25 protein-coding genes are annotated in these 20,918 nt (G+C 58.8%); 12 read left to right on the top strand and 13 right to left on the bottom strand.

The genetic code is table 11. The features are described from left to right. Nucleotides 1-107: 107 nt before the first annotated feature. The 4 genes from NL528_RS29445 to NL528_RS29430 are packed head-to-tail and all read right to left on the bottom strand — an operon-like array spanning nt 108 to nt 1,346. Nucleotides 108-479 (bottom strand): hypothetical protein, encoded by a 372-nt coding sequence (locus NL528_RS29445; RefSeq protein ID WP_309177883.1) that lies wholly within the window; start codon nt 477-479, stop codon nt 108-110. 6 nt (nt 480-485) lie between these two features. Then, on the bottom strand, nt 486-710 hold the full coding sequence (locus tag NL528_RS29440; RefSeq protein WP_309177882.1) for a GDCCVxC domain-containing (seleno)protein: 225 nt from the start codon (nt 708-710) through the stop codon (nt 486-488). 4 nt (nt 711-714) lie between these two features. Beyond that, on the bottom strand, nt 715-999 hold the full coding sequence (gene merP / locus NL528_RS29435; RefSeq protein WP_309177881.1) for a mercury resistance system periplasmic binding protein MerP: 285 nt from the start codon (nt 997-999) through the stop codon (nt 715-717). 14 nt (nt 1,000-1,013) lie between these two features. Then, nucleotides 1,014-1,346 (bottom strand): mercuric transporter MerT family protein, encoded by a 333-nt coding sequence (locus NL528_RS29430; protein WP_309177880.1) that lies wholly within the window; start codon nt 1,344-1,346, stop codon nt 1,014-1,016. Nucleotides 1,347-1,445: 99 nt separating this feature from the next. On the opposite strand from NL528_RS29430, the gene NL528_RS29425 reads away from it, so the two are divergent. Continuing rightward, nucleotides 1,446-1,880, top strand: coding sequence for a helix-turn-helix domain-containing protein (locus NL528_RS29425; protein ID WP_309177879.1), 435 nt, complete (start codon nt 1,446-1,448; stop codon nt 1,878-1,880). Here NL528_RS29425 and NL528_RS29420 read toward each other — a convergent pair. Next, the gene (locus NL528_RS29420; protein WP_309177878.1) at nt 1,877-2,524 is read right to left on the bottom strand and encodes an FAD-dependent oxidoreductase; all 648 of its coding nucleotides are present in this window, start codon (nt 2,522-2,524) and stop codon (nt 1,877-1,879) included. The two genes, NL528_RS29425 and NL528_RS29420, sit on opposite strands and share 4 nt — an antisense overlap. Nucleotides 2,525-2,770: 246 nt before the next feature. Between NL528_RS29420 and NL528_RS29415 the strand changes: the two genes are divergently transcribed. The 4 genes from NL528_RS29415 to NL528_RS29400 all read left to right on the top strand — a co-directional run bounded on the left by NL528_RS29415 (nt 2,771) and on the right by NL528_RS29400 (nt 6,140). Then, on the top strand, nt 2,771-4,117 hold the full coding sequence (locus tag NL528_RS29415; RefSeq protein ID WP_309177877.1) for an ATP-binding protein: 1,347 nt from the start codon (nt 2,771-2,773) through the stop codon (nt 4,115-4,117). A 398-nt stretch (nt 4,118-4,515) separates the two neighbouring features. Beyond that, nucleotides 4,516-4,908, top strand: coding sequence for a thioredoxin family protein (locus tag NL528_RS29410; protein ID WP_375143903.1), 393 nt, complete (start codon nt 4,516-4,518; stop codon nt 4,906-4,908). Between the two features lie 7 nt (nt 4,909-4,915). Further along, nucleotides 4,916-5,638: a cytochrome c biogenesis CcdA family protein gene (locus tag NL528_RS29405; protein WP_309177876.1), complete on the top strand. Its 723-nt coding sequence runs from the start codon at nt 4,916-4,918 to the stop codon at nt 5,636-5,638. Between the two features lie 28 nt (nt 5,639-5,666). Beyond that, nucleotides 5,667-6,140, top strand: coding sequence for a DUF302 domain-containing protein (locus NL528_RS29400; protein WP_309177875.1), 474 nt, complete (start codon nt 5,667-5,669; stop codon nt 6,138-6,140). A gap of 68 nt (nt 6,141-6,208) precedes the next feature. Here the strand turns inward: NL528_RS29400 and NL528_RS29395 are convergent, their stop codons facing one another. The 3 genes from NL528_RS29395 to NL528_RS29385 all read right to left on the bottom strand — a co-directional run bounded on the left by NL528_RS29395 (nt 6,209) and on the right by NL528_RS29385 (nt 10,909). Further along, nucleotides 6,209-8,332 (bottom strand): protein-disulfide reductase DsbD domain-containing protein, encoded by a 2,124-nt coding sequence (locus tag NL528_RS29395; protein WP_309177874.1) that lies wholly within the window; start codon nt 8,330-8,332, stop codon nt 6,209-6,211. Between the two features lie 138 nt (nt 8,333-8,470). Continuing rightward, nucleotides 8,471-9,175, bottom strand: a complete 705-nt coding sequence (locus tag NL528_RS29390) for a DUF1223 domain-containing protein (protein ID WP_309177873.1) — start codon at nt 9,173-9,175, stop codon at nt 8,471-8,473. 228 nt (nt 9,176-9,403) lie between these two features. Then, the gene (locus NL528_RS29385) at nt 9,404-10,909 is read right to left on the bottom strand and encodes an amidohydrolase (RefSeq protein ID WP_309177872.1); all 1,506 of its coding nucleotides are present in this window, start codon (nt 10,907-10,909) and stop codon (nt 9,404-9,406) included. Between the two features lie 364 nt (nt 10,910-11,273). Between NL528_RS29385 and NL528_RS29380 the strand changes: the two genes are divergently transcribed. Both NL528_RS29380 and NL528_RS29375 read left to right on the top strand, forming a co-directional pair. Continuing rightward, a complete protein-coding gene (locus tag NL528_RS29380) occupies nt 11,274-11,831 on the top strand; it encodes a TetR/AcrR family transcriptional regulator (RefSeq protein ID WP_309177871.1) in 558 nt (185 codons plus the stop codon). A 61-nt stretch (nt 11,832-11,892) separates the two neighbouring features. Next, nucleotides 11,893-12,264, top strand: coding sequence for a hypothetical protein (locus tag NL528_RS29375; protein ID WP_309177870.1), 372 nt, complete (start codon nt 11,893-11,895; stop codon nt 12,262-12,264). A 410-nt stretch (nt 12,265-12,674) separates the two neighbouring features. On the opposite strand, the gene NL528_RS29370 is transcribed toward NL528_RS29375, so the two are convergent. Then, nucleotides 12,675-12,944: a hypothetical protein gene (locus tag NL528_RS29370; RefSeq protein ID WP_309177869.1), complete on the bottom strand. Its 270-nt coding sequence runs from the start codon at nt 12,942-12,944 to the stop codon at nt 12,675-12,677. A gap of 445 nt (nt 12,945-13,389) precedes the next feature. Between NL528_RS29370 and NL528_RS29365 the strand changes: the two genes are divergently transcribed. Further along, on the top strand, nt 13,390-14,895 hold the full coding sequence (locus tag NL528_RS29365) for an amidase (protein ID WP_309177868.1): 1,506 nt from the start codon (nt 13,390-13,392) through the stop codon (nt 14,893-14,895). 61 nt (nt 14,896-14,956) lie between these two features. On the opposite strand, the gene NL528_RS29360 is transcribed toward NL528_RS29365, so the two are convergent. The 3 genes from NL528_RS29360 to NL528_RS29350 all read right to left on the bottom strand — a co-directional run bounded on the left by NL528_RS29360 (nt 14,957) and on the right by NL528_RS29350 (nt 16,718). Next, nucleotides 14,957-15,553: a TetR/AcrR family transcriptional regulator gene (locus NL528_RS29360; protein ID WP_309177867.1), complete on the bottom strand. Its 597-nt coding sequence runs from the start codon at nt 15,551-15,553 to the stop codon at nt 14,957-14,959. A 10-nt stretch (nt 15,554-15,563) separates the two neighbouring features. Further along, entirely contained in the window at nt 15,564-15,767 is a 204-nt protein-coding gene (locus tag NL528_RS29355) for a hypothetical protein (RefSeq protein WP_309177866.1), read from the bottom strand. 246 nt (nt 15,768-16,013) lie between these two features. Next, nucleotides 16,014-16,718, bottom strand: coding sequence for a glutathione binding-like protein (locus NL528_RS29350; RefSeq protein WP_309177865.1), 705 nt, complete (start codon nt 16,716-16,718; stop codon nt 16,014-16,016). 219 nt (nt 16,719-16,937) lie between these two features. Here NL528_RS29350 and NL528_RS29345 point away from each other — a divergent pair, with 219 nt between their 5' ends. From NL528_RS29345 to NL528_RS29330, 4 genes are read left to right on the top strand one after another with little or no spacing between them, the layout of a single operon-like run. After that, nucleotides 16,938-17,891, top strand: a complete 954-nt coding sequence (locus tag NL528_RS29345) for a DMT family transporter (RefSeq protein ID WP_309177864.1) — start codon at nt 16,938-16,940, stop codon at nt 17,889-17,891. Continuing rightward, nucleotides 17,888-18,595: a glutathione S-transferase C-terminal domain-containing protein gene (locus tag NL528_RS29340; RefSeq protein WP_309177863.1), complete on the top strand. Its 708-nt coding sequence runs from the start codon at nt 17,888-17,890 to the stop codon at nt 18,593-18,595. Before NL528_RS29345 ends, NL528_RS29340 begins: the two co-directional genes overlap by 4 nt. Nucleotides 18,596-18,646: 51 nt before the next feature. After that, a complete protein-coding gene (locus NL528_RS29335; RefSeq protein WP_309177862.1) occupies nt 18,647-19,453 on the top strand; it encodes an SDR family oxidoreductase in 807 nt (268 codons plus the stop codon). Continuing rightward, the gene (locus NL528_RS29330) at nt 19,454-20,074 is read left to right on the top strand and encodes a glutathione S-transferase N-terminal domain-containing protein (protein ID WP_309177861.1); all 621 of its coding nucleotides are present in this window, start codon (nt 19,454-19,456) and stop codon (nt 20,072-20,074) included. Between the two features lie 79 nt (nt 20,075-20,153). Here the strand turns inward: NL528_RS29330 and NL528_RS29325 are convergent, their stop codons facing one another. Further along, nucleotides 20,154-20,915 (bottom strand): fumarylacetoacetate hydrolase family protein, encoded by a 762-nt coding sequence (locus NL528_RS29325; RefSeq protein WP_309177860.1) that lies wholly within the window; start codon nt 20,913-20,915, stop codon nt 20,154-20,156. Nucleotides 20,916-20,918: the final 3 nt, after the last annotated feature.

The following is a 20,918-nucleotide window of genomic DNA, read 5'->3' as shown; positions in this document are numbered from 1 at the left end:
CGGGGGGCGGTCAGCAATGACCGTCCCTACCGCGCTTCGCATTGAGCTTTTCTGGGTTTGACCCACATTAACGGACCTCGCGCAGTGAGCTGCGTCCGGCTCTCACACTAGGAGAATTTCCCCCATTTTCGCTCTGTGGCCCACCATATGAACCCGCTTCCGCCGAGTATGATCACGCCCAACCAAACCCATCCAACTATGCCAACGGTGATGAGCCCCGCACCGAGCGCCATCACTGGCACGATCATCGCAAGATAGTAAGGTCCTGTGTAGCGGCAGTGCGTGCGATTACACCGCCCCGCATTCAGCATGCACGCAGTGCCCATCCAGATGAGGGCGATGATCCAGATCACGGCGCGAAAAGATACAGGGACAAACAAACCGGCAAGAATGGCTGCTTTAGGCATCCACCACGCCAGCAAGCTGGTGTGCGCGCTGCCAAGCCAGTCACGCGAGGTTTGGATCGGCGCGTTGGTCATCGCCTTTTACGCACAGCAGGCGGTGGCACCCGGTTCGCCGGCGCGGACCGCCTGAATCGGCGGACACCGCACCGAGCCGTAGGAGCAGAACACGCAACAATCGCCCGACTTGGGCTTTAGCTTTGTACCGCAGCCGGTGCATTCATAGAAGAACTGACAGGCATCGGTCGGCATGATCTCCGTTTTCGCGACGGCGCAGTGCGGACAAGTGATGGTCGATTGAAGAAGCATCGGATTAACTCTTGGGTGCGGACGGATAGCCCGCTTTGGTGGTTGCCGATGTCAGTTGGTTCACATCGGCTTTGGCGTCGTCATAGATGATCGTTGCTGTCTTGTCCTTGAAGGACACCGCAACCTTGGCAACGCCGGGCACGGCTTCCAGGCTACCTTTGACGATGGAGGGGCAGGCCGCGCAATCCATATTGTTCACGGCCAAGGTGATCGTTTTATCGGCGGCCATCGCCGCTGGCGAGGCGATGATGGTGACGGCAAAGGCCGCAAGGGCGAGGATCTTGTTCATTGGGAAGTCTCCGGTTACGAGTTGAAAAAGAGTGGCGCGATGAAGTCGACGGCGACCGCGGCGACGACGAGAATGGTTGCGAGGATGAGGCCCGTTTTGACGAGGCGATTTGGCAACGGGCGCGCGCAGGCCTCGCCATCGGCGCAGGCGCGCGTTGAGGATCTGTAGATCAGCCAATAGCCGTACCCGAGGAACGCGAGCGTCGCGGTGAGGAAGTACGGCTGATAGGAGGCAAGCCGAGTGAAGTTCCCGATCCATGCTCCGCTCACCCCAAGACCGAACAGGGCGAGGGGCAAGATGCAACACGACGAAGCCGCGAGGGCCCCAAGAAGGCCGCCTGCCGCCATGAGGGTCTGCCGCCGATTGTCGGCAATGTGATCAGCTCGCTTGATTATCATAGGTTAAACCTTGCATCCTGTAGCGACTACAGGATCAAGGACTATTTCATGCGGACCATCACGTCTTCGGGAGCCGAGAACATCTCGATCGGTGAGCTATCCAAGCTCAGCGGCGTAAACATCGAGACCATCCGCTATTATGAGCGGATCAAAATGCTGCCGGCGCCGCCCCGAACGGCGAGCGGTCGACGGGTCTACGGTCCGGCCGAAAAACGCACATTGGCTTTCATCCGGCGTTCCCGCGATCTTGGGTTCACCCTTGAGGAAATTCGCGCCTTGATGGCCCTGGGAGGGCCAGGGCGCGCCCCATGTGCTGAAGTGCACAGGATCGCGAGTTCACATCTGGCGAACGTTCGGAACAAACTCGCTGATCTCATGAAGCTTGAGTCCATCCTGGCGGAAACCGCCGCGCAATGCTCCGACGGCGCTACCCCCGACTGCCCGGTGCTCGATATTCTGGATGCCGGCCGGCCGAGCGACTAGACCATAGATCCGATGTCAGACGCACCGGTTGGGTAAGCAAACATGGTCGTCTGCAAATCCCTCGCGGTCAGATTGTGCCGGATGGCGAGTCCAAACAGATTGATCACCTCGTCGGCGTGGGGACCGACGATGTGCGCTCCAAGAATCCGACCCGTTCCCTCCTCGACCAGCGTTTTGTAACCGTACACTCCTTCCGCGAGACGGCGGGCCGTATACCAATTGGGCGTGTTCTCCGACTTCACTTTGAACTTCAAACCTTGCGTCCGGGCCTGTCTCTCCGTCAACCTCCACGGAGGCCCCACGCTCGGCACCCCTCGAAAATCTGGCTTACGAGAGTTGCCCTCCAGAATGTTGGTAGCGACGACCTTACCGTCATGGCTTGAAACAGGCGTCAGGGGCGGTCCCACACTCGCAGCATCGCCGGCAGCGTAGACTAGTGGATTGGATACGCTCTGGAGATATTCGTTCAGTTCGAGACGGTTCTTGCTAACCCTAACTTGAGCCGCCGTTAAGTCTAATACATCCAGGTCAGGCTCGCGACCCGCCGCGTGCACAACCAGATCGGCAGCCACTGTTTGCTTCCCGTGAGCACCATCAGCGTGCACCAGCAGGCCATTTGCCGTTGCCCCCGTCGACAAAATCATCGAGGCATTCCGGCAACAGCGTCGTCTGCTGGCGATCCGCCCCTTGAACGAAACCCTGCATCGCTTCCCCCGCCGATTCAGCAAGAGAATCATAGCATCGACCGGATTTTCACACAGCCTGGACCCACAGCGGACCTCGGACATTCGGTCCCATTCTTCTGGCTGAAACCGCCATGGGAGCTATCGCGAATAGCGGCTGATCCGTTAAGATGCTGTTCTCTATGCAGAGCCGACGAACGGCTGCGCATGAACGAGAAAGACCTGCTGGGAGGAAGAGCCATGCGGCACCTCGTTCGGTTCCGCTCCAAGCTGCAAAGGCAAGTAACCGAACTCGTTGAACAACAGGCGGCAATCTCGGAGGTGCTGCGCGCCGTTGCGAACTCGCCCCACGACTTGCAGCCAATCTTCGACACGATCCTCATCAATGCCACCCGCCTCTGCCAAGCCACGTTAGGCGGTTTGCTCCTCTTCGAGGAAAAAGACTTTCGGATCGTTGCGCGAAGAGGTCCACCGAATCCAGTTTATGCCGAGCGGTGGCCGTTAGGGCTCGTACATCCAATACACGAAGGGGGGGATCCCCTCGCGCAACTCATCGAAAGCGGGTCGCCGGTCCACATTGCTGACTTGGCAGCCCATGAGGCTTATCTTCGGCGCGACCCTCTAGTCGTGGCTCTGGTCGAATTGGCGGACGTTCGGACGTGCCTGTTTGTGCCGTTGCTCAAGGACGACGAGCTAATTGGGGCGCTCGGGATCAACCGCGAGCAGGTGCAGCCGTTCACGGACAGACAGATTAACTTGGTTACGGACTTCGCTGCGCAGACGACCATTGCCTTAGAGAGCACCCGCCGCGAGCGGCAATATCGCGAGGCGCAGATGGCGCTGGCGCACGCGAACCGCATCGCCACAATCGGGCAACTCACAGCCTCTATCGCGCATGAACTCAAGCAGCCGCTCGCCGCTGTGGTGATCGATGGAGGTGGCGCCTTGCGGTGGCTCGCGAGACAGCCGCCGGACCTCGACGAAGCAAGAAGCTCTGTCGAGCGCATCATCAAACACGCCGACCGGGCCACCCACATCATTGGTGGCTTGCGTGATCTCACAAAGCAGAACGCGCCGCGGGCGGAGGTCGTGGACCTCAACGAGGCGATCGTAGAGGTGATAGCCCTGACCTACAGCGAAGCTGTCAAAACCGGCGTCACAGTAAGCACGCGACTGGCGCCTCAGTTGCCACGTGTCCAAGGCGATCGGGTCCAACTGCAACAAGTGATGCTGAACTTAATCGTTAACGCCATTCAGGCCATGAGTGGTAGTGGGGGAGGCGCGCGCGAATTACAAATCAGCATCGATGCCGTCCCGTCCGAAGGTGGCGTGCGCGTCGGGGTGCGGGACACCGGCCCGGGGCTGAGCCCGGAGAGCCTCTCGCGTCTGTTCGAGCCATTCTACACGACCAAGCCCGAGGGCATGGGCATGGGCCTATCTATCTGCCGCTCGATCATCGAAGCCCACGGCGGACGGCTGTGGGCGATCCCGTGCGAACCGCAGGGTGCTCTCTTTCAGTTTACGATCCCTGCCGCCCGAGCGGACGGATCGTGATCGAGTCGATGTCGCTCTTTGGCACCTTTCGGACCTCGTGCGATGGCCGAAGTGCTTCCGCTGCGAGCTCAAGAGCGGACATGAAGCGTCGCAGGCCGCCGGGACGAAATCCAGCGCGAGACTACGAATTCGTCTTTGCGTTGTCGTCGGCTCATTCCCGCCGGCAACCCAGATATGGCGGACTTTGCGCGGTTGTCTTATTCGCAACGCTCGCGGCTCAGTCCCTTGTTTATCGGTTCCAAAGACACACTCCTCATTGCCGTTGGTCCGCTCTGCCATCAAAGTCAGTATCCTCCGGTCGCAGCCTTTCACGATTATTTTTTTGACTATCGTAACGTTTGGGCATTATCGCTCGAATAGTATGAGCAAGGGGCGCCCACACACCGGAGGTGTTAGCAATGCCAAGGAAGCTGATTTCCGTTCTATCAGTCGCTGTCGTTATGTCCGCAGTCGCATTTGGAGCGCACGCGGCAGATAAGTTAAATTACGATGCCAAGTCTTTCGCAGCAGCCCAGGCTGCCGGAAAACCCATTTTGGTTGAAATTCATGCGACGTGGTGTCCGACATGCAAGGCGCAAGCGCCGATCCTGAGTGATCTTGAAAACCAGGATAAATTCAAGAATCTGGCGGTCTTTCGAGTGGACTTCGATTCCCAGAAAGATGCGGTCAAGGCTTTCGGAGCCCGAGTGCAGAGCACACTGATCACGTTCAAGGGCTCCGTGGAGACAGGCCGCTCCGTTGGAGATACGAACCCGAGTTCGATTGCGGCGTTGCTCGACAAGACGAGTTGATGCTCTGATGTCGATTGGTAGCTTGGCACTGGCGTTTCTAGCCGGCGTGCTCTCGATCCTCTCGCCGTGCGTGCTGCCCTTGCTGCCGATCGTTCTGGGCGCAGCTGCTTCGGAGCACAGGTGGGGTCCCGTCGCGCTTGCGAGCGGAGTCACCCTCTCCTTTATCACGATAGGCCTGTTCGTTGCCACGATCGGCTTTACGCTAGGGTATGATGATAGCTGGTTTCGAAACATTGCGGCTATCGGGATGATCTTGATTGGTACCGTCCTGCTTGTGCCCTCATTTCAGCTCCGCGTCGCCTTTGTTGGTGGTCCCATGAGTGACTGGGCAGATCAACGTTTCGGTGGCTTTTCGAAATCGGGTTTGAGTGGTCAGTTCGGGGTAGGTCTCCTTCTTGGGGCGGTATGGAGCCCCTGTGTGGGACCGACACTTGGCGCAGCATCCGTTTTGGCAGCGCAAGGCAAAAATCTTGGTGCCGTGGCGTTGACGATGCTGATTTTCGGTCTTGGAGCGGGGCTACCGCTTATGCTGTTTGGGTCGGTGTCCCGTCAACTCTTGTTGCGCTGGCGTGGCGGTCTGTCGGCTACCAGCAAAACAATGAAACAGGCCCTTGGACTATTCCTGATCGTGATCGGACTGCTGATCGTGACGGGTCTCGACAAATCCCTCGAAACCGGACTGGTTGAATTATCTCCGCAGTGGTTGACGAACATTACGACTCGCCTTTGAGAGGCGGCGGCACGAGAGGACATTCAAGATGGCAAAGATTGCGATCGTCGCGGCGATTGCCCTCGCTATGCATTCCGCTACCGCGTCCGCAGACGATGGACTTGTCACCAAACCAAGCAGGTACTCCGTTGAGGAAACACTCGATAATTTTGAGGCTGCGATCAATGCGCAGGCCGCCGAAGGCTGGGTCGTTTTTGGCCGGATCGATCACACGGCCGCTGCCAAAAAAGCCGGACTGGATATGCGCCCGCGGACGGTGATCATATTCGGCAATCCCAAAGCGGGCACGCTCCAGATGACCAAGAGCGCAACACTGGCAATCGACCTGCCGATGAAGGCGCTCGTCTGGCAGGACGACCAGGACAGGGTCTGGCTCACATACAATACGAGCGAATACAGCGCGAAGTATGTGTTCCCGCGCCACGGTCTTTCTGCCTCCGACGACGCAGCAAAAGCTCTTGAGAACTTTCTGACCAATGTGACCGATCGAAGTACTCAATAATCCTCAGCCTCACGCCCTAAATAACCGTTGAGGAAACCTCCGACCGCGAATTCAACCAACATGGCGTATCATCGTGACCCGGAATAGCGGGCGGAATCGGCAGATTTGGGGCTGTAGTCTCGGACTGAAGCTCGATCTATTGCATGCAAGAGGACATTCGTGGTGAGCAACTCGGGAAGAGCTTCGCCCTGTGGCCGTCCAGGTCCGTAGACCACGTCGAGAGGAATGCCGTATCGTGCGAAGCGATGCAGATAATCTGCGATGTATGGATTCGGCCGACTCCAGTCGGCGCGCATTCTTATGACGTGCGACTGATGGAGCCGCGAACGGACCTCCGCGTTCTCCAGCACTCTCAAGTCATTGACCTTGCAGGTCAAGCACCATGTGGCAGTGACATCCACCAGTACCGTGTTGCCGTCGGCGATGAGGCCGGGAAGTGCAGCTGAATTAAACACCTGCCACTCCCGGTCAGCCGCCGGCTGCGAAACTGGGGCAACCGCGGACAGACTGACGACGAGGGGCACGATTGCAAGGCCGGCAGTGATCAATCCCGACCAGCGCGACGCACGGGCGGCAATTTGCCCTTTGACTGGAGCACTGATCAAGGCCCGATAAACTAGCAAGCAGGCCAGCAGAGCGGTCGTGATTCCTGCCGTCCACGCACCCGTTATGCTCCAAAGCACGAAGATCAGCCAGACGGCAGTTCCCAGCAGCAAGATGCCGAGAAAGTTTCGTATAACAAGCATCCACTGGCCCGGACGTGGAAGCCACCGAACGCAGCCAGGAAACAGCGCGGCCATCCAATAGGGCAGGGCCATACCGATGCCGAGACACAGGAAAATTGCAAAGATTTCGGAAGGCCCCCGTGCCAATGCGAAGCCGACGGCCGTCCCGACGAACGGCGCGGAGCAAGGAGTGGCCAGCAAAGTTGCGAACATGCCTGTGAGGAAGGCCTCGAGCATGGGCCCACGGGAGCGGTTGGACGCGAAGGTCATCATGGAACTTGGCAAGCCGATCGGAAGCCATTCAAAGAAGCTCGCCGCGAACAAGACCGTCAGCACCGCCATTCCCGCCAGGAACCAAGGCTGCTGAAACTGTATGCCCCAGCCGAGCGTTGCGCCGGACCATTTTAGTCCGACCAGAGAAGCGGCCAGCAGCATGAAGCTAATCGTGATGCCAGAAGCCGTTGCGGCTGATCCGAGACGAACGTCGCGCAAACTGCCGCCCGCTTGTCGAGTAAATGCAAAAAGCTTGATCGAAAGCACTGGAAGCACGCAAGGCATAAGATTGAGGATGAGGCCTCCCAGCAAAGCTGAAAGCAGGGCGGCGAGAAATACCGAACTATGCTCAGTGATCGCCTCGCCGGCGGGCACCTTGAATTCGGCGGTCCGGTTTTCGTCGATTAGTGTCAATGTCAAAAGACGGTCAGGCGGTGGCAACGCAGGAAGTCGAATGGTCAGACGGGCAGTCTTACCGGCGTCCTGCAGCTCGACCTTCGGCGCCGGTGGAATTCCATTCCCGGCGCCCTCCACAAAAAGGTCAGGCCGGACAAAAGCCCCGGCGTTGCTCTGAAGGTCAACCACGAGGGCTGGACCTGATGCTGTGCCCGCAAAGCGAGTGCCGATGACGTCTATACCTGCGGACTCCGCTGAACCTGGCACTCCTTTTCGAGCCGAATTGATCAAGGCGGACTCCATGGAAGTCCCCTCGGCTCCGGTCGGCAACGGCAGAGTGAGTTCAGCCTGAAACGGCACGCAGATATCCGAACAGGCGGCATACGTGATGGACGCTTTGATCCGGACAGGAGTGTGAGCTTGCTTCAGATATAGTTTGACCGGAAGAACCACGTCGTTCTCGTAGACGCTGTTCTGCAAGTCATCGATGACGAGACGATGTGGAGCGGGCCAGGAAATTTCGTCGCCCGAAATATTTTCTGAACCGGACCAGTCGACCATTGGTGAGACGCCCGCGTCTCCCGGGGTGCGCCAATAACCGTGCCATCCCTTGGCAAAGCGAAATTCCAAACCCGCCTCGAGCGTTGAAGCGCTAGCGATATTATCCGTCGCGGTGATTATGCGCACCGCCGCGTGACTGTCGCCCACCCAATCGGTGGCCGCTGCACGGGCGCTGCCGGTCCACATTAATAAGCCGACCGACAGCACAACGAGAGCACGGAGGTGAGCGAGAACCATGATGCGTCCAGGACAGTATCGATGTCAGTCTACGGTGCCGTCGAGTGACGGCCGGTAGCCTCCAGCAAGCGCGTTCGAATTTTCACGTTTGCGATCGAGGCAGCCGGCTCGTAGACCAATGGGGAAAACGTCAGGTGATCAGGTGGAGCCGTCCGTCAGTCGGGAAGCTCCAATGATCTGGCCATCAGGCGCTTCGAGCACAACAGCGGCGTCCTGCCCTTCGGGAAACCGCTCGTTGATCCGGAGCGCGGCTCCCGACCATTCCCCAACCGATCGGATCGATCTGACGATGTTCGCCTCTTCCAATGTCCTACCGCCGTTCTCTCCGCGGCCAATCGCTGTCGTATGGTCGTGATCAAAGCCGATCAGAAGGATCTTGCCGGAGCCGCTGCCGGAGCCGACCTGTATGGAAACCCGCTCCCCGCCGTTCTTCCTGACGCTAACCGCCGCGGCGGTGCGACTTTCGCGTTTCGCCTTTTCGATGGCTGATCCGACATCGCGGCGGTGCGAGCCGACCAGCCCGGCAGCGCCATCGACGACGATCTCCGGCGTATAAGATCCATCGCCAAAGCGGTGGCCATATTGGTCCTGGCGCTGCGTAGCGGCTTGCAGCGAATACGGGTCCTTCCATCCCAGACGGTCCCAATAAGTGACGTGGAAGGCGAGCGCCAAGACGTCTCGCCGATCCCTGGATAGTTCGTTTAGGTAGGCGTTCGCCGGTGGGCAGGATGAGCATCCTTGCGAGGTGTACAGCTCCACGACGACAGGCCGTTCTGCGGCAATGGCGGCGGCAGGACACAAACCCGCGATGAGGCCGAGTGAAGTGATTAGACGCGACAGCATGGCAATCCTCCTGTGTTGGGTTCATCCGTATTCGCAACCGCGGGCCGCTTTGTTACGCTTTGATTGCGGTCGCGAATGTCCCTTGAGCAAGAGCACCGGGTTCGATTAGCGTAGATTTCGGTCGAATTGCCTGAATTAGCGTGTCTAGAGGGCTATCGGGGCGCGTTCTGCGGGTGCGCAACGAACAACACGGCTGTCTTCACACGAAATCTTGAAAATGCCGTGCCTCTAGCATTCGCAGACGACGCCGAGATTCCGTCGCAGAGGGTGACCCGTGCACCCCTGAGCCGCGCAGAACATCCCTACAAATCTTGCAACAGACGCTGCTCCCGCCAGCGCAACGTCGTTGGCGCGATCCAGCCTCAACGCGGCCTCCTGCGCATCTCGTCGCAGCAGGCCTTCGTCGAGAGTCAGGAGCTTGCCGTCATGAAACACGATGCGACCGCCGATCATCACGGTGTGGACCGATGAGCCGGTCTCTGCGAATACCATCTGAATCAACGGGGCGCGCAGCGGGACGAAGTGGGGACTGTCCAGTCGCAAGAACACGATGTCCGCTTCATATCCGACCGCCAATCTGCCGATCCTCTCAAATCCAAGAACTTTTGCTGACCCTTCCGTCGCGAGGTGCAGAGCGTCACTTGCTGACAACCATTTTTCTGTTTCGAAGCCATCAATGCGGGAAAGATATGACGCGAGCCGCGTCGCCTCGAACATGTTCTGGCCGTCGGAGGTGCTGCTGGCGTCCGTTCCAATGCCCACAACAATGCCGTTTTCGATCATTTTGCGAACGGGCGCCACCCCTGATCCCAGTCGCAGATTGCTGCACGGATTATGGGCCACACGAACGCCTCGTTGCGCCAATCGCTCGATATCGTCGTCGTCGAGCCAGATCGCGTGGGCCACGCTGAGGCGCTCCGAGAGAAAATCAAGGTCCTCCAAATGTTCCACCAGACTCTTGGCGTATCGAGCCTGTCCCAGAAACGCTTGCGCGCGCGACTCGGCGAGATGGGTCTGGAGCGGCACGTCGTATTCGCTTGCCAGACGCGCGCATTCGGTCAGGAATTCGTCCGAGCAGTGCAGCGGAATGGACGGGCCGAGAGCCGGCCTGATCCAACGCCGGTCGAAATCCCAATTTGTCAAAATCTGAGCGCATGCGTCAATCGTCGCCGTTCCTGGCGCGGAACTGAGACTCGCATATCTTGAGCGGATGTCGTTGGGCAGCGCCTCCAAGAGCCCGGGCAGCGCCTCGTAGATAGTCTTGTCGGTGATCATTGGCGCCACGACGGCTCGCATGCCCGCGTCGCGGTAGGCACGCGCCATAGCGGAAATTCCCTCGACCGAGGGAAGCGGGAACTCGGCAGAGAGATCGTAGCAGGCAGTGCAGCCCTTGCGGATCATCTCCGCTGCGGAAAGGGCCGTGCTAAGGTACTTGTCCTTCACACCACGCGACTCGGCGCCGGACGCTCCGCCGGTGAGGAACATTTCAAGCGAGACCTTGTCGTCAACGGCACCGCGGTTGAGCGCGCCATGCGAATGCGTATGGGAACTGATCAGGCCCGGTATCAGTAACCGATCGGCGGCCGACACCACTTCCGCATCTGCGGAAACGCTAAAACCGGGCGCGTCGATCGCGACAATTTTTCCATCTTCGATCAGCAAATCCTGCAGAGAGCATTTTCCGGCGGGCGCGACGACGAGCCCTCCGCGAACGACGATTGCGTGCTTGTCCACGTTTGTCCTTGAAGATTGAACCGGGATGAAGCGGATTCTATGCAACGTTTTGGTGTTACAAGCAACAATTCTGATTCATCTCCGCCGAACTTCTCACGGGCAAACATTCTGACACGCGCATCGACATGGCTCCTCAACCAACCACGATAGCCTAAGGCTATTGCGTCATTCAATTTCAGCGCCGGAGCTGAAGTCGTGAACGTTACTCGATGTGATCGCGACGCCACGATTGCGATCCCGGCGGCAAAGCCGAAAAAACTCAAGCTCCGGGCTTTAAAAGTGGTGTCGTGAGCAGTCTTGTCAAAATAGACTAGATGGTCTAGAATGAGATATGAGAAACAAAGAGTTTGATCCTGACGATGTTTTGAAGGAAGCGCTGAAGACATTTTGGCAGCGGGGCTTCGAAGGGACCAACATGCCTGAATTGCTTGGTTCGATGGGGGTCGGGCGCGCAAGCTTTTACAACGCGTTCGGCTCCAAACGAGAAGTATTTCTGCAGATCCTCGATTTGTATTTTGAGACGGTGCGCGCTCATCTTGAAGGCTTGATCTCGGATGTGAGCGATCCCCGGAACGCCGTCGCGTTGCTGATCGATGGAATTCTCGACGTTGCGAAAAGCCCGGAGGCCAATGCGACGGGTTGGCGCGGCTGTCTGATCGGAAATACCGCGCTGGAACTCGGCGCGGACGATAAGGAGGTTGTCGCCAGATTAAAAACTGGTGTCGAGATTCTTCGGGCATTGTTCAGGAAGGCGATCTCCTTGCCCTCGAGCGCCGGCGCGAAGCGTTCGAGGCGCGAGATCGATCAGGTTGCCCTGCAACTTGTCGCCAATGTTCAAGGCTTGTTGGTTTTGGCGAAGTCCGGCCTATCGGATGCCGACATCAAGAGCGCTCGTTCCACAATGCTCGCAACGATTAGCTGAGCGCAGCCGTTACCAACCCGCACGCCCAACGCTCCAACAGTTCGTCAAAGGGAGAAAAAACATGAAAGTCATTTCCGATACGGTGCATGGGATACTGGATTATTTGACTGTCGCGATCTTTGCCCTGGCGCCAAGCATTCTTGGCCTCACGGGCTTTGCCGCATTTGTCTCATACGCGCTTGCCGCCATTCATCTTGTCATGACTGTTCTTACGAACATGCCGCTCGGGGTCGTCAAGATCATTCCGATTCGGCTCCACGCGCTGGTGGAAATGCTTGTAGGACCTGTTCTTGTGGTAGCAGCGCTGGTGTTGCCGACCATTCTCGGAGATAAACGAGAATTCTTTTTAGTTATGGGACTGGTGATCTTGGCGGTCTGGTTGCTGTCAAGCTACGGTCGTCCGGCCGTCGTTCGTCAGCCGCGTTCGACCTGACTGACGAAGATCGAAAGTAGGCCGCAATGCTACCTTCGCTGACCACGGTCGCGGCGAGCTTAAGGGCGCGTTCCGTCCATCGCCGTGCGGATCAACGAACAGATTCCAGTCATGCGCGAAATAGCTCGTGGTCGACAAAGCGGCGGCATGCGGCAAGCGTCTGCTGCAGTGTGTCTGGAGGGGTGGATGGCCGGAGGTGCTGAGCGAGCGTGCGGCCACGTGACCGCGCCAGAGCACGGGTTGACCGGGTCAACGCGTGTAGTTGGCCGTTGGTCTCGAAGGGTACAAGCATCGTCCTTACCAGAGACAGGTACGTCGGCCAATAATCGAGGTGCCGATACATACTAGCGATCAATGATTTGTTCGTATCTTCGCCGAAACCATTAAGTTCTTCGATCAGACGCACCACTTCAGGCTTCAGTGATTGCATCGGCGGCAGTTCCGCCAGTTTCACTGCGAGCGGTGGGGGGCGCGCCGTCCAAGGGACCAACTGTTTCCTGCTGGATCGGTTCAAGATGCATGACCAGTGCGGAAAGCACGACAAGCGCAAGCGCGTTGGAATACTGGTAGCTGTCCAGGATATCTCTTATCTTCGCTACATCGTCATTGCTCAATCCGGCAGCGGCGAGCGTGTCGGAGGAAAAGGACGGCACCGCGGGAAGGTCGATCGCGCGTCGCACTGCCTCGGCATATCCCGGGGGCCGGCCCCAAATAAAGCGGTTTTGCGGTTAACCACGTCCATTCAAGAGCATCCGGCATCGTCGCCAGGTTGCGCCAGACCAGATTGACGATGCTGGTCCCGAGCACTTTGCGAATATCGGCATAAATTTCGGCGACCTTGCCCGTCGCGTCCGATTCGAGAATCGACGGAACGCTTTCGTTTCTTTGCACCGTTTCCTCCGACGGTCATTCTTAGCGCGACCACCCTCATTATTCTATCGATAGACCGCGCAATCCCATCAGCTTGATGACCTTGTCTTCGGCCTCGATCAAGTGCCATTGCATAATAGTAAAATCCGATATCGATCATTCGTATAACTAATTATGCGGCTGAGTTGCGGCTGTATAAAAGCATCAGACGGCATTGGTGAAGCAGCGGGCGATTGGAAGGCAATGTGAGGCTTCATGACGGTCCGTCGTCCGAACGTAGGGGAATTGCAACAGGCCGCGCGCGAACTCGGCCTGAATCTGAGTGACGCCGATGCCGTGTCATTTCATGGCCTGATGCAGGGTCAACTCGACGCCTACGATCTCGTCGACGACATGGTCGCGCCGCTGCCCGAAGTGAAGTATCCGCGGACGCCTGGAGTACGCCCGCAGCCGGAAGACAACCCCTACGGCGCGTGGGCGGTGAAGAGCCGCATTCAAGGGGCGCCGCGCGGCAAGCTCACCGGCAAGCGGGTGGCAATCAAGGACAACGTCTGTGTTGCCGGCGTTCCGATGATGAACGGCGCGTCGATTCTGGAAGGCTATGTGCCGGAGATCGACGCCACTATCGTGTCGCGGATGCTCGACGAAGGCGCGGATATTCTCGGCAAATCCGTCTGCGAGTACTACTGCGCCTCCGGCGGCAGTCACACGTCAGCCAACGGCGTTGTCGAGAATCCAGTTGTGCCGGGTCACAACGCGGGCGGCTCATCGTCAGGCTCGACAGCTCTGGTAATGGCAAATCTGGTCGATATGGCGACTGGTGGCGACCAAGGCGGCTCGATCCGGATTCCTGCCTCCTATTGCGGAGCGGTCGGATTGAAGCCGACGCACGGGCTGGTTCCCTATACAGGCATCTTCGCCGTCGAACTGACGGTTGATCACGCCGGTCCCATCACTCGCACCGTTGCCGACAACGCGCTGATGCTCGAGGTCATGGCGGGCCCTGATGGCTTGGATCCACGGCAATCCGGCGCACCGGCGCAGCCTTACACGCAAGCGCTCGCGAAAGGCGTCGCGGGTCTGCGCATCGGGGTGGTGCCGGAAGGATTCGGCCTGCTGGGCGCGGAGGCCGAAGTCGACAAGCGCGTGCGTGAAGCGGCCGAGCGCCTGGCCCACACCGGCGCGCATGTCTGTGACATCTCAGTGCCCCTCCATGCAGCGGGCGCGGCGATCTGGACGCCGATCTTCCTCGAAGGCGCGACCGATCTCATGATGCGCGGTAACGCTTACGGCACCAATATGAAGGGTGTATTTCTTGAAAGCCTGCTGGATGCCCACGCGGGCTGGCGCGATCGCGCTGACGAGCTATCAGAGACGTTGAAGCTCGGCATCCTGACCGGTCACTACATGTCGTCGCGCAACCGGGGGCGCTATTACGGCAAGGCGCAGAATCTCAATCGATTGTTGACGGCGGATTACAACAGGGCGCTCGGTGAGGTCGATCTGTTGCTGATGCCGACGACGCCGATGGCGACAACACCGTTGCCGGGCCCGAACGCGAGCCGCGAAGAGATCATCGGCCGCGCGTTCGAGATGGTCGCCAACACGGCGCCGACCTGCGTGACCGGGCATCCCGCGATTTCCGTTCCCGTGGGCAAGACATCGGATGGCCGCCCGATCGGCGCGATGCTGATTGCGCGTCATCTCGATGAGATGACACTTTATCGCGCCGCCGCGGCGTTGGAAGCCTGCTATCGGTGATCGGGCGATCACACTGTGCCGTTAATCGGAAACCTAGGGCTTAATGAACCGGAATGGCAAACTACCTACCAACTCGCCCTGCTTTGCGAGGGCGTTTCGTTGGAACCGGGTTGTCGAGCAACGCAAACACCGGTCTCACCAGACCCTCCAGCAGCTTGCGGTCAGGTCGAGCACGCGCAAGCACGCGAATGCCAAGTAAAACACCCGAAAGAAGTCTGGCGAGGTCCTCTGCCGATTGGGCCTGCGGAATGGTCCCGTCATGCTGGCCCGAGGTGACGCATCGAAGAAAAAACGATTCGACCTCGCTCAGGAACGTTGCCACGATCTGCCGGAGTTTCTCGTCATGCGGCGCGATTTCGAGCGCAGAGTTGACCAGCAAGCAACCAAGCCGCTGTTTGTCGTTCAGGGACCGCTTAATGATTTCCTGCAGGAACGCGACGATGGCATCCCGCGGGGGAAGGCTGTGCTCAAGACGGCGAATGCGCTCGCGGAAGGTCTGGTCGAGATAGCGATTGAGCGAGCGCTCGAAGAGGGCTCGCTTGTCGCCGAACGCATTATACAGGCTAGCCCCGGCGATGCCCATCTCGTCGGCCAGGTCGCGCACAGAGGTGGCCTCATAACCGTGAAGCCAGAATTGCCGGATCGCCGCGTCAAGCACGGCTGCTTCGTCAAACTCTCGCGGCCTTGCCATGATCTTTAACGCCTTTCCATTCACCGCATCGGTTATACACAGGTACCCCGAATTCCGCGATTTCTTTAGCCGCATATTCGGTCTCGATCACCAAGGGCTTGCCGAGCCCGGTTTCGCTTGCGCCCCGTCCGGAGTTGTCCACACGCTCGTCTTCATCGGCCGCAGCGGCGAACCTTCCCATCTGGCGTCGAGATCGACGCAGTCGTCGATGCACTTGAACCGATCGATAACGACGTGCTGGACCAGGACCTTTGGGCCATTTTGCGATGGATGATGGCGGCGTCGGTGGTGCCTGGACCGTGGAAGATTTTGACCGAACCGGACGTCTTTATCGTGTAGCCGCCGCACCATCGAACTGACGGAGCCGGCGGGTTACCTGACGCAGCGACATCCCAGCCTTCGGCTGTCGCCCGAGGGCAGAAGAAAACTATCGCGTGGCCGATGTCGCCGCGGTCTGTCCGAACAGAATTTTCTTGCCTTCCTCGGTGACAGCGGGCCGATTTGAATCGGGCTCGCCCACAGCGTAGGCTCGGATCGTAGCCGGCCGCGCACGAACGGCATCAAACCAGCGGCGGAGATTTGGGAAATCGTCCAGATTCTGCTGCTGCCGTTTCCATGGCACGACCCAGGGATAGGCCGCCATATCCGCGATTGTATAATCCGAACCCGCGATGAATTCGCGCCCGTTCAGCCTTCGATCGAGCACGCCATACAAGCGGTTCGTCTCGTTGACGTATCGATTGATAGCGTAGGGAATCTTGTCCGGCGCATAAATACCGAAGTGATGGTTCTGGCCGGCCATCGGGCCGAGGCCGCCCATTTGCCAGAACAGCCATTCCATGGCGGTCTTGCGGCCGCGAACATCGGTCGGTAGGAAGCCCCCGGTCTTTTCTGCGAGATAGGTGAGAATGGCGCCGGATTCGAAAACGGTTATCGGCTCGTCCCCGTCGGCAGGGCTGGAATCGATGATTGCAGGCATCCTGTTGTTCGGCGAGAACGCAAGGAACTCTGGCTTGAACTGATCGCCGGCACTGATATCGACCGGATGAATCCGATAGCCGAGTCCGATCTCTTCAAGAAACATCGTGATCTTGTGCCCGTTCGGCGTCGGCCAGTAGTACAGTTCAATCATTTGCGGCTCCTTCCGAATGTGCGCCGGCCCATCGATTCATCGTGGCCGTGAGTTCCGATGCTGGCCTGCAACGTCCGCGCTTCCTTCAGTCACAAAAGCGTGCAGTTGCCAGAACCTTCCGATGATGCAATATAGAACGAATGATCCAAAATGAAAAGCAGGATCCTCCAGTCTCTGCCCAAGTCGACAAATGCCAATCGTCATCTGATGAATCCAACTGTGATCGAAACGACAAAGCCTGCCTTTGGATCAAGCCAATCCAGTTTGAGGACGATCGCGCCGGGATTTGCCTGGGCCGGCCTGTCGGTCGCTATCCTCTCCGGCTGGTTCGTCGTCACGCGTGTCGGCTTCAGGCATGCCCTCAACGTCTGGGATGTCACTGCGCTGCGCTTCGGTGAAGGGGCCATTCTGCTGACCCCGACACTGCTGGTTGGTCCGTCGCGGCTGCCGATCCGCGCATGGACTCAAGGGATAGCACTCGCCACTCTGTGGGGCGCGCCTTTCATTCTGCTCGTCGGTGTCGGGCTTCAGCTCACATCTGCGACACTGGCGTCGTCGATTACTCCGGCATTGATGCCGATTTTCGCGGGAGCGATTGGATGGGCGATGCTAGGCGAACTGCCACGCAGGCTGCAAATATCCGGATATATCCTGATTGCAGCCGGGCTTTCGGTTCTGATTTACGGTTATGCGTTGACCGAAGGTCGCCCAAATGCAGCCGGAGTCCTGACCCTCATTGTCGCGGCGGCGATGTGGGCCGCCTATACGCTCCGCCTGCGCGGAAGCGGGCTGACCCCACTTCAGGCTGCGGCATTGATCTGTTTTTGGTCGACCATCTTTTATGTGCCCATCTACATCGGGTTGAGCCTCTCGAATCTCCGCTACGCGTCCGGTCGAGAGCTGTTGTTTCAATCGCTCTATCAGGGCTTCATGATGAGCGTGGTCGCGATTTTCGCTTTCAACTGCGCCATCGCATCACTTGGACCTAGAGCCGCAGCCGCGATCGTCGCGCTGGTACCGGTCGCTGCCACGGTGCTCGCGATTCCGGCTCTCGGCGAGGTTCCGTCATTGCCATCCGCAACGGCCGTCTGCGTCATCGCCATAGGCGTGATGCTGGCTGCTTCTTCGCCTCAATCGAAAGTATCACTCAAGGTAGCGGGAGAAAGCGCATGATCCGTTTCTATTTCCATCCCACACCTAATCCGGCGAAAGTCGCTCTGATGCTCGAAGAGACCGGCTTGGCCTATCAGTTGATCCCGATCGACACCAGCAAGGGCGAACAGCATACGCCGGCGTTTCGCGCCATCAATCCGAACGGCAAGGTCCCGGCCATCGTCGATACCGAAGGGCCGGGTGGCAAGGAAGCGCGGGTATTCGATTCCAGCGCCATCCTGCTTTATCTCGGCGAGAAGACGGGACGTCTGATCGGTTCACCCGCCGATAAGTCGGAATTGCTGTCATGGCTGTTTTTCATCGCGACCGGCATCGGACCATTCTCGGGACAAGCCGTTCATTTCCAGCATGCTGCTCCGGAAAAGCTTGGCTATGCGGTGAACCGCTATCGCCGTGAAATCGAACGTCATTATGAAGTGCTCGACACGCATCTCACGGGACGAGAGTTCATCATCGGGAAAGAGTATTCGATCGGCGACATTTCGGCGTGGGGCTGGCTGGATCGGGCACCGCGCGTATTGCCTGGCGACACCGATCCGCTGACGGCGTTTCCGAATCTGAAGCGCTGGTTCCGCGCGATCGATTCGCGACCAGCAGTGGCGAAAGCTCGTGCGGTCGGAAAGGACCATGCCTTCAAGAAAGAGATGGACGAAGAGACACGACGCGCGCTGTTCCCGTCGAATTACGCCAAGGCGGCAAGTTGATCTTTCGGTTCAGGCCTCAATAAACGTTCACAGCATCAAGCGAGTTCAAAGATGAATCTTCAGGGAAAACGGGCGCTCATCACAGGAGGATCCAGTGGCATCGGGTTTGCGATTGCCGAAGCCATGTTGGCCAAAGGCGCTCAGATCGTCATAACCGGCCGGCGGCCGGACGTTCTAAGCAGTGCGGCCGAACGGCTTCGCGCAGGCGGTGGGCGGGTTGACTACGTTGCCGCAGACGTCAGTACGGAGAAGGGTCGGGAAACGACGCTCAAATTTGCGCTGGAGAAACTCGGCGGTCTCGACGTCCTGGTCAACAACGCGGGCGGAGTCAGGGCCGGCCGGCTGGAGGATACAACCGAAGCCGAGATACGGACCATGGTCGAGGTTGACCTCGTGGCACCGATCCTGCTGACGCGCGCGGCGTTGCCAAAATTGCGGGCAAGCACCAATGGTCTCGTTGTCAACATCACCTCGGGTATCGCGCTCGTTGCCGCCCCATTCTACGCCACCTACGCCGGGGTCAAGGGTGGGCTGGCGAAGTTCGGCGAATCGCTCCGCCGCGAACTGAACGGCGAAGGAGTGCATGTCATGACAGTCTATCCGGGGGCGACGGATACGCCCATGATGAGCTCGTCAAGTGCCGGGCCTGAGTTGGGCTTCACGCGTGAACCGGCCGCCGCGGTTGCCGATGCCGTTATTACAGGCATTGACGAAGACGCCTTTGAGGTCATTCGCGGCGGCGAAGCGCGCGCCAAAATGATAGTCCTGAACCGCGAGAATCCAGCGGCGCTCGACAAGCGTTTCCTTGACCTCAAGCCAGCTCTCGGCGAGGCGGTTCGCGATCATTCGGCGCTGTGAATGCTCAGGATATGGGGCCGGACTAATTCTATCAATGTTCAGAAGGTGCTCTGGTGTTGCCATGAGCTCGGTCTGGATTATGAACGGATCGATGCCGGAAACAACTTCGGGGTGACCGACACCCCGCAGTATATCTCCATGAATCCGAACCGCCTCATCCCCACCATCGACGATGGCGATATTCAGCTTTGGGAATCGAACGTGATCGTTAGATATCTCGCGCAAAAGCATAGCGATGGCCGGCTCTGCCCGGCCGATATCGCGACGCGATTTGACGCAGAGCGGTGGATGGACTGGCAAGCGACTGTGTTCTGGCCCGCACTGCGCCCTTTGTTCATCGCCCTGATAAGGGCGCCGCCGTCGCAGCGCGATGCGGCCGTCATTTCGAAAGGCGAAAGTCTGTCTCTGTCAGCTCTGCGGATACTCGATGCCAGGCTCTCTGACCGTACATTCCTCGCCGGCGATGCCTTTTCCATGGGCGATATTCCGGCCGCAGCGACAGTTCATCGCTGGTATGCGCTCGACATCCATCATCCTGACCTGCCGAACGTATTGCATTGGTATGATTTGATGAGAGAGCGATCGCCCTTTCGGCGGATCGTTATGACACCAATGAGCTGAAACGCAGCCGAATCTATCCGTCAAATAGCCCACGCGGTCGCCTCATGGCCGTACGATTGCGCGAAGCTGCACGGCGGAATTAAGCGATCCGACACGCCACGTATTCGCGGTCATCGACCAAAACGATTACGTGGTCACCAGGCTTTACCGGATTCAGTCCAAGCGGCGTGCCTCCCAGCACGAGGTCCCCAGGTCTCAATGAGGCGCCGAAGCGACCGAGGTCGTGGCGGAGCCATTCGATCGCCTCGGCAGCGCCGCCTCTCATCGCCCACAACGCTCCGGCATCGATCGTTACGCCGTTGACCACAACAGACAAGGTGCGGGCGGCCGTCCAATCCTCGAGCACCGTGGTTGTATGGCGACTTGAAATCACCGCACCGGCGTTGATCCCGTTGTTGGCGACGAGCTCTGCGAGCGTTTTACGCGGACCTCGAAAGACGAAGTGATGCAGTTCAATGACTGGGAAAGCCGCCTCGATTCCACCGTTCGTGCCGATGCGAACGGCCATCTCGCCCTCGATCGCGAGATTGGCGTACGCATTGTACTGCAGTTTTTCTCCGGAATTCCTGATCTCACTGCGGAAAAGACGTGCGTGGATCGGACCGCTCATGCCGAATTGCTCGACCACGCCGGATCCGATGCAGCCGACCTTGTATCCCACGACGGCGTCGCCGGCCTCGCAGCGCAAACGCGCAACCTCCATCTGGACGGCGTAGGCCTCATCCAGCGTCAGCGAATCCCGTGCTTCGGCGAAATAGGTTCCAGGCGTGCGCCTCTGGTAATCGTGCCATTGCCGTGCAGCCAAAGTCTTGAGTACGGAACGGGATTGTGCGTTCGCCATCGC

The organism is Bradyrhizobium sp. Ash2021, from assembly GCF_031202265.1.
Taxonomy (GTDB): domain Bacteria; phylum Pseudomonadota; class Alphaproteobacteria; order Rhizobiales; family Xanthobacteraceae; genus Bradyrhizobium.
The sequence above is the reverse complement of the archived record's forward strand: the minus strand, read 5'-3'. Positions and strand labels throughout refer to the sequence as shown.

Excerpts from the sequence above, each read along its gene's own strand:
- NL528_RS29415 (WP_309177877.1), top strand. The coding sequence starts at position 2,771 with ATGAACGAGAAAGACCTGCTGGGAGGAAGAGCCATGCGGCACCTCGTT.
- NL528_RS29410 (WP_375143903.1), top strand. The coding sequence starts at position 4,516 with ATGCCAAGGAAGCTGATTTCCGTTCTATCAGTCGCTGTCGTTATGTCC.
- NL528_RS29340 (WP_309177863.1), top strand. The coding sequence starts at position 17,888 with ATGATCCGTTTCTATTTCCATCCCACACCTAATCCGGCGAAAGTCGCT.
- NL528_RS29330 (WP_309177861.1), top strand. The coding sequence starts at position 19,454 with ATGCTCAGGATATGGGGCCGGACTAATTCTATCAATGTTCAGAAGGTG.
- NL528_RS29395 (WP_309177874.1), bottom strand. The coding sequence starts at position 8,332 with ATGGTTCTCGCTCACCTCCGTGCTCTCGTTGTGCTGTCGGTCGGCTTA.
- NL528_RS29440 (WP_309177882.1), bottom strand. The coding sequence starts at position 710 with ATGCTTCTTCAATCGACCATCACTTGTCCGCACTGCGCCGTCGCGAAA.
- NL528_RS29355 (WP_309177866.1), bottom strand. The coding sequence starts at position 15,767 with ATGGGAAGGTTCGCCGCTGCGGCCGATGAAGACGAGCGTGTGGACAAC.
- NL528_RS29405 (WP_309177876.1), top strand. The coding sequence starts at position 4,916 with ATGTCGATTGGTAGCTTGGCACTGGCGTTTCTAGCCGGCGTGCTCTCG.
- NL528_RS29335 (WP_309177862.1), top strand. The coding sequence starts at position 18,647 with ATGAATCTTCAGGGAAAACGGGCGCTCATCACAGGAGGATCCAGTGGC.
- NL528_RS29350 (WP_309177865.1), bottom strand. The coding sequence starts at position 16,718 with ATGATTGAACTGTACTACTGGCCGACGCCGAACGGGCACAAGATCACG.
- NL528_RS29375 (WP_309177870.1), top strand. The coding sequence starts at position 11,893 with ATGAAAGTCATTTCCGATACGGTGCATGGGATACTGGATTATTTGACT.
- NL528_RS29400 (WP_309177875.1), top strand. The coding sequence starts at position 5,667 with ATGGCAAAGATTGCGATCGTCGCGGCGATTGCCCTCGCTATGCATTCC.
- NL528_RS29425 (WP_309177879.1), top strand. The coding sequence starts at position 1,446 with ATGCGGACCATCACGTCTTCGGGAGCCGAGAACATCTCGATCGGTGAG.
- merP (WP_309177881.1), bottom strand. The coding sequence starts at position 999 with ATGAACAAGATCCTCGCCCTTGCGGCCTTTGCCGTCACCATCATCGCC.
- NL528_RS29390 (WP_309177873.1), bottom strand. The coding sequence starts at position 9,175 with ATGCTGTCGCGTCTAATCACTTCACTCGGCCTCATCGCGGGTTTGTGT.
- NL528_RS29430 (WP_309177880.1), bottom strand. The coding sequence starts at position 1,346 with ATGGCGGCAGGCGGCCTTCTTGGGGCCCTCGCGGCTTCGTCGTGTTGC.
- NL528_RS29365 (WP_309177868.1), top strand. The coding sequence starts at position 13,390 with ATGACGGTCCGTCGTCCGAACGTAGGGGAATTGCAACAGGCCGCGCGC.
- NL528_RS29445 (WP_309177883.1), bottom strand. The coding sequence starts at position 479 with ATGACCAACGCGCCGATCCAAACCTCGCGTGACTGGCTTGGCAGCGCG.
- NL528_RS29325 (WP_309177860.1), bottom strand. The coding sequence starts at position 20,915 with ATGGCGAACGCACAATCCCGTTCCGTACTCAAGACTTTGGCTGCACGG.
- NL528_RS29420 (WP_309177878.1), bottom strand. The coding sequence starts at position 2,524 with ATGATTTTGTCGACGGGGGCAACGGCAAATGGCCTGCTGGTGCACGCT.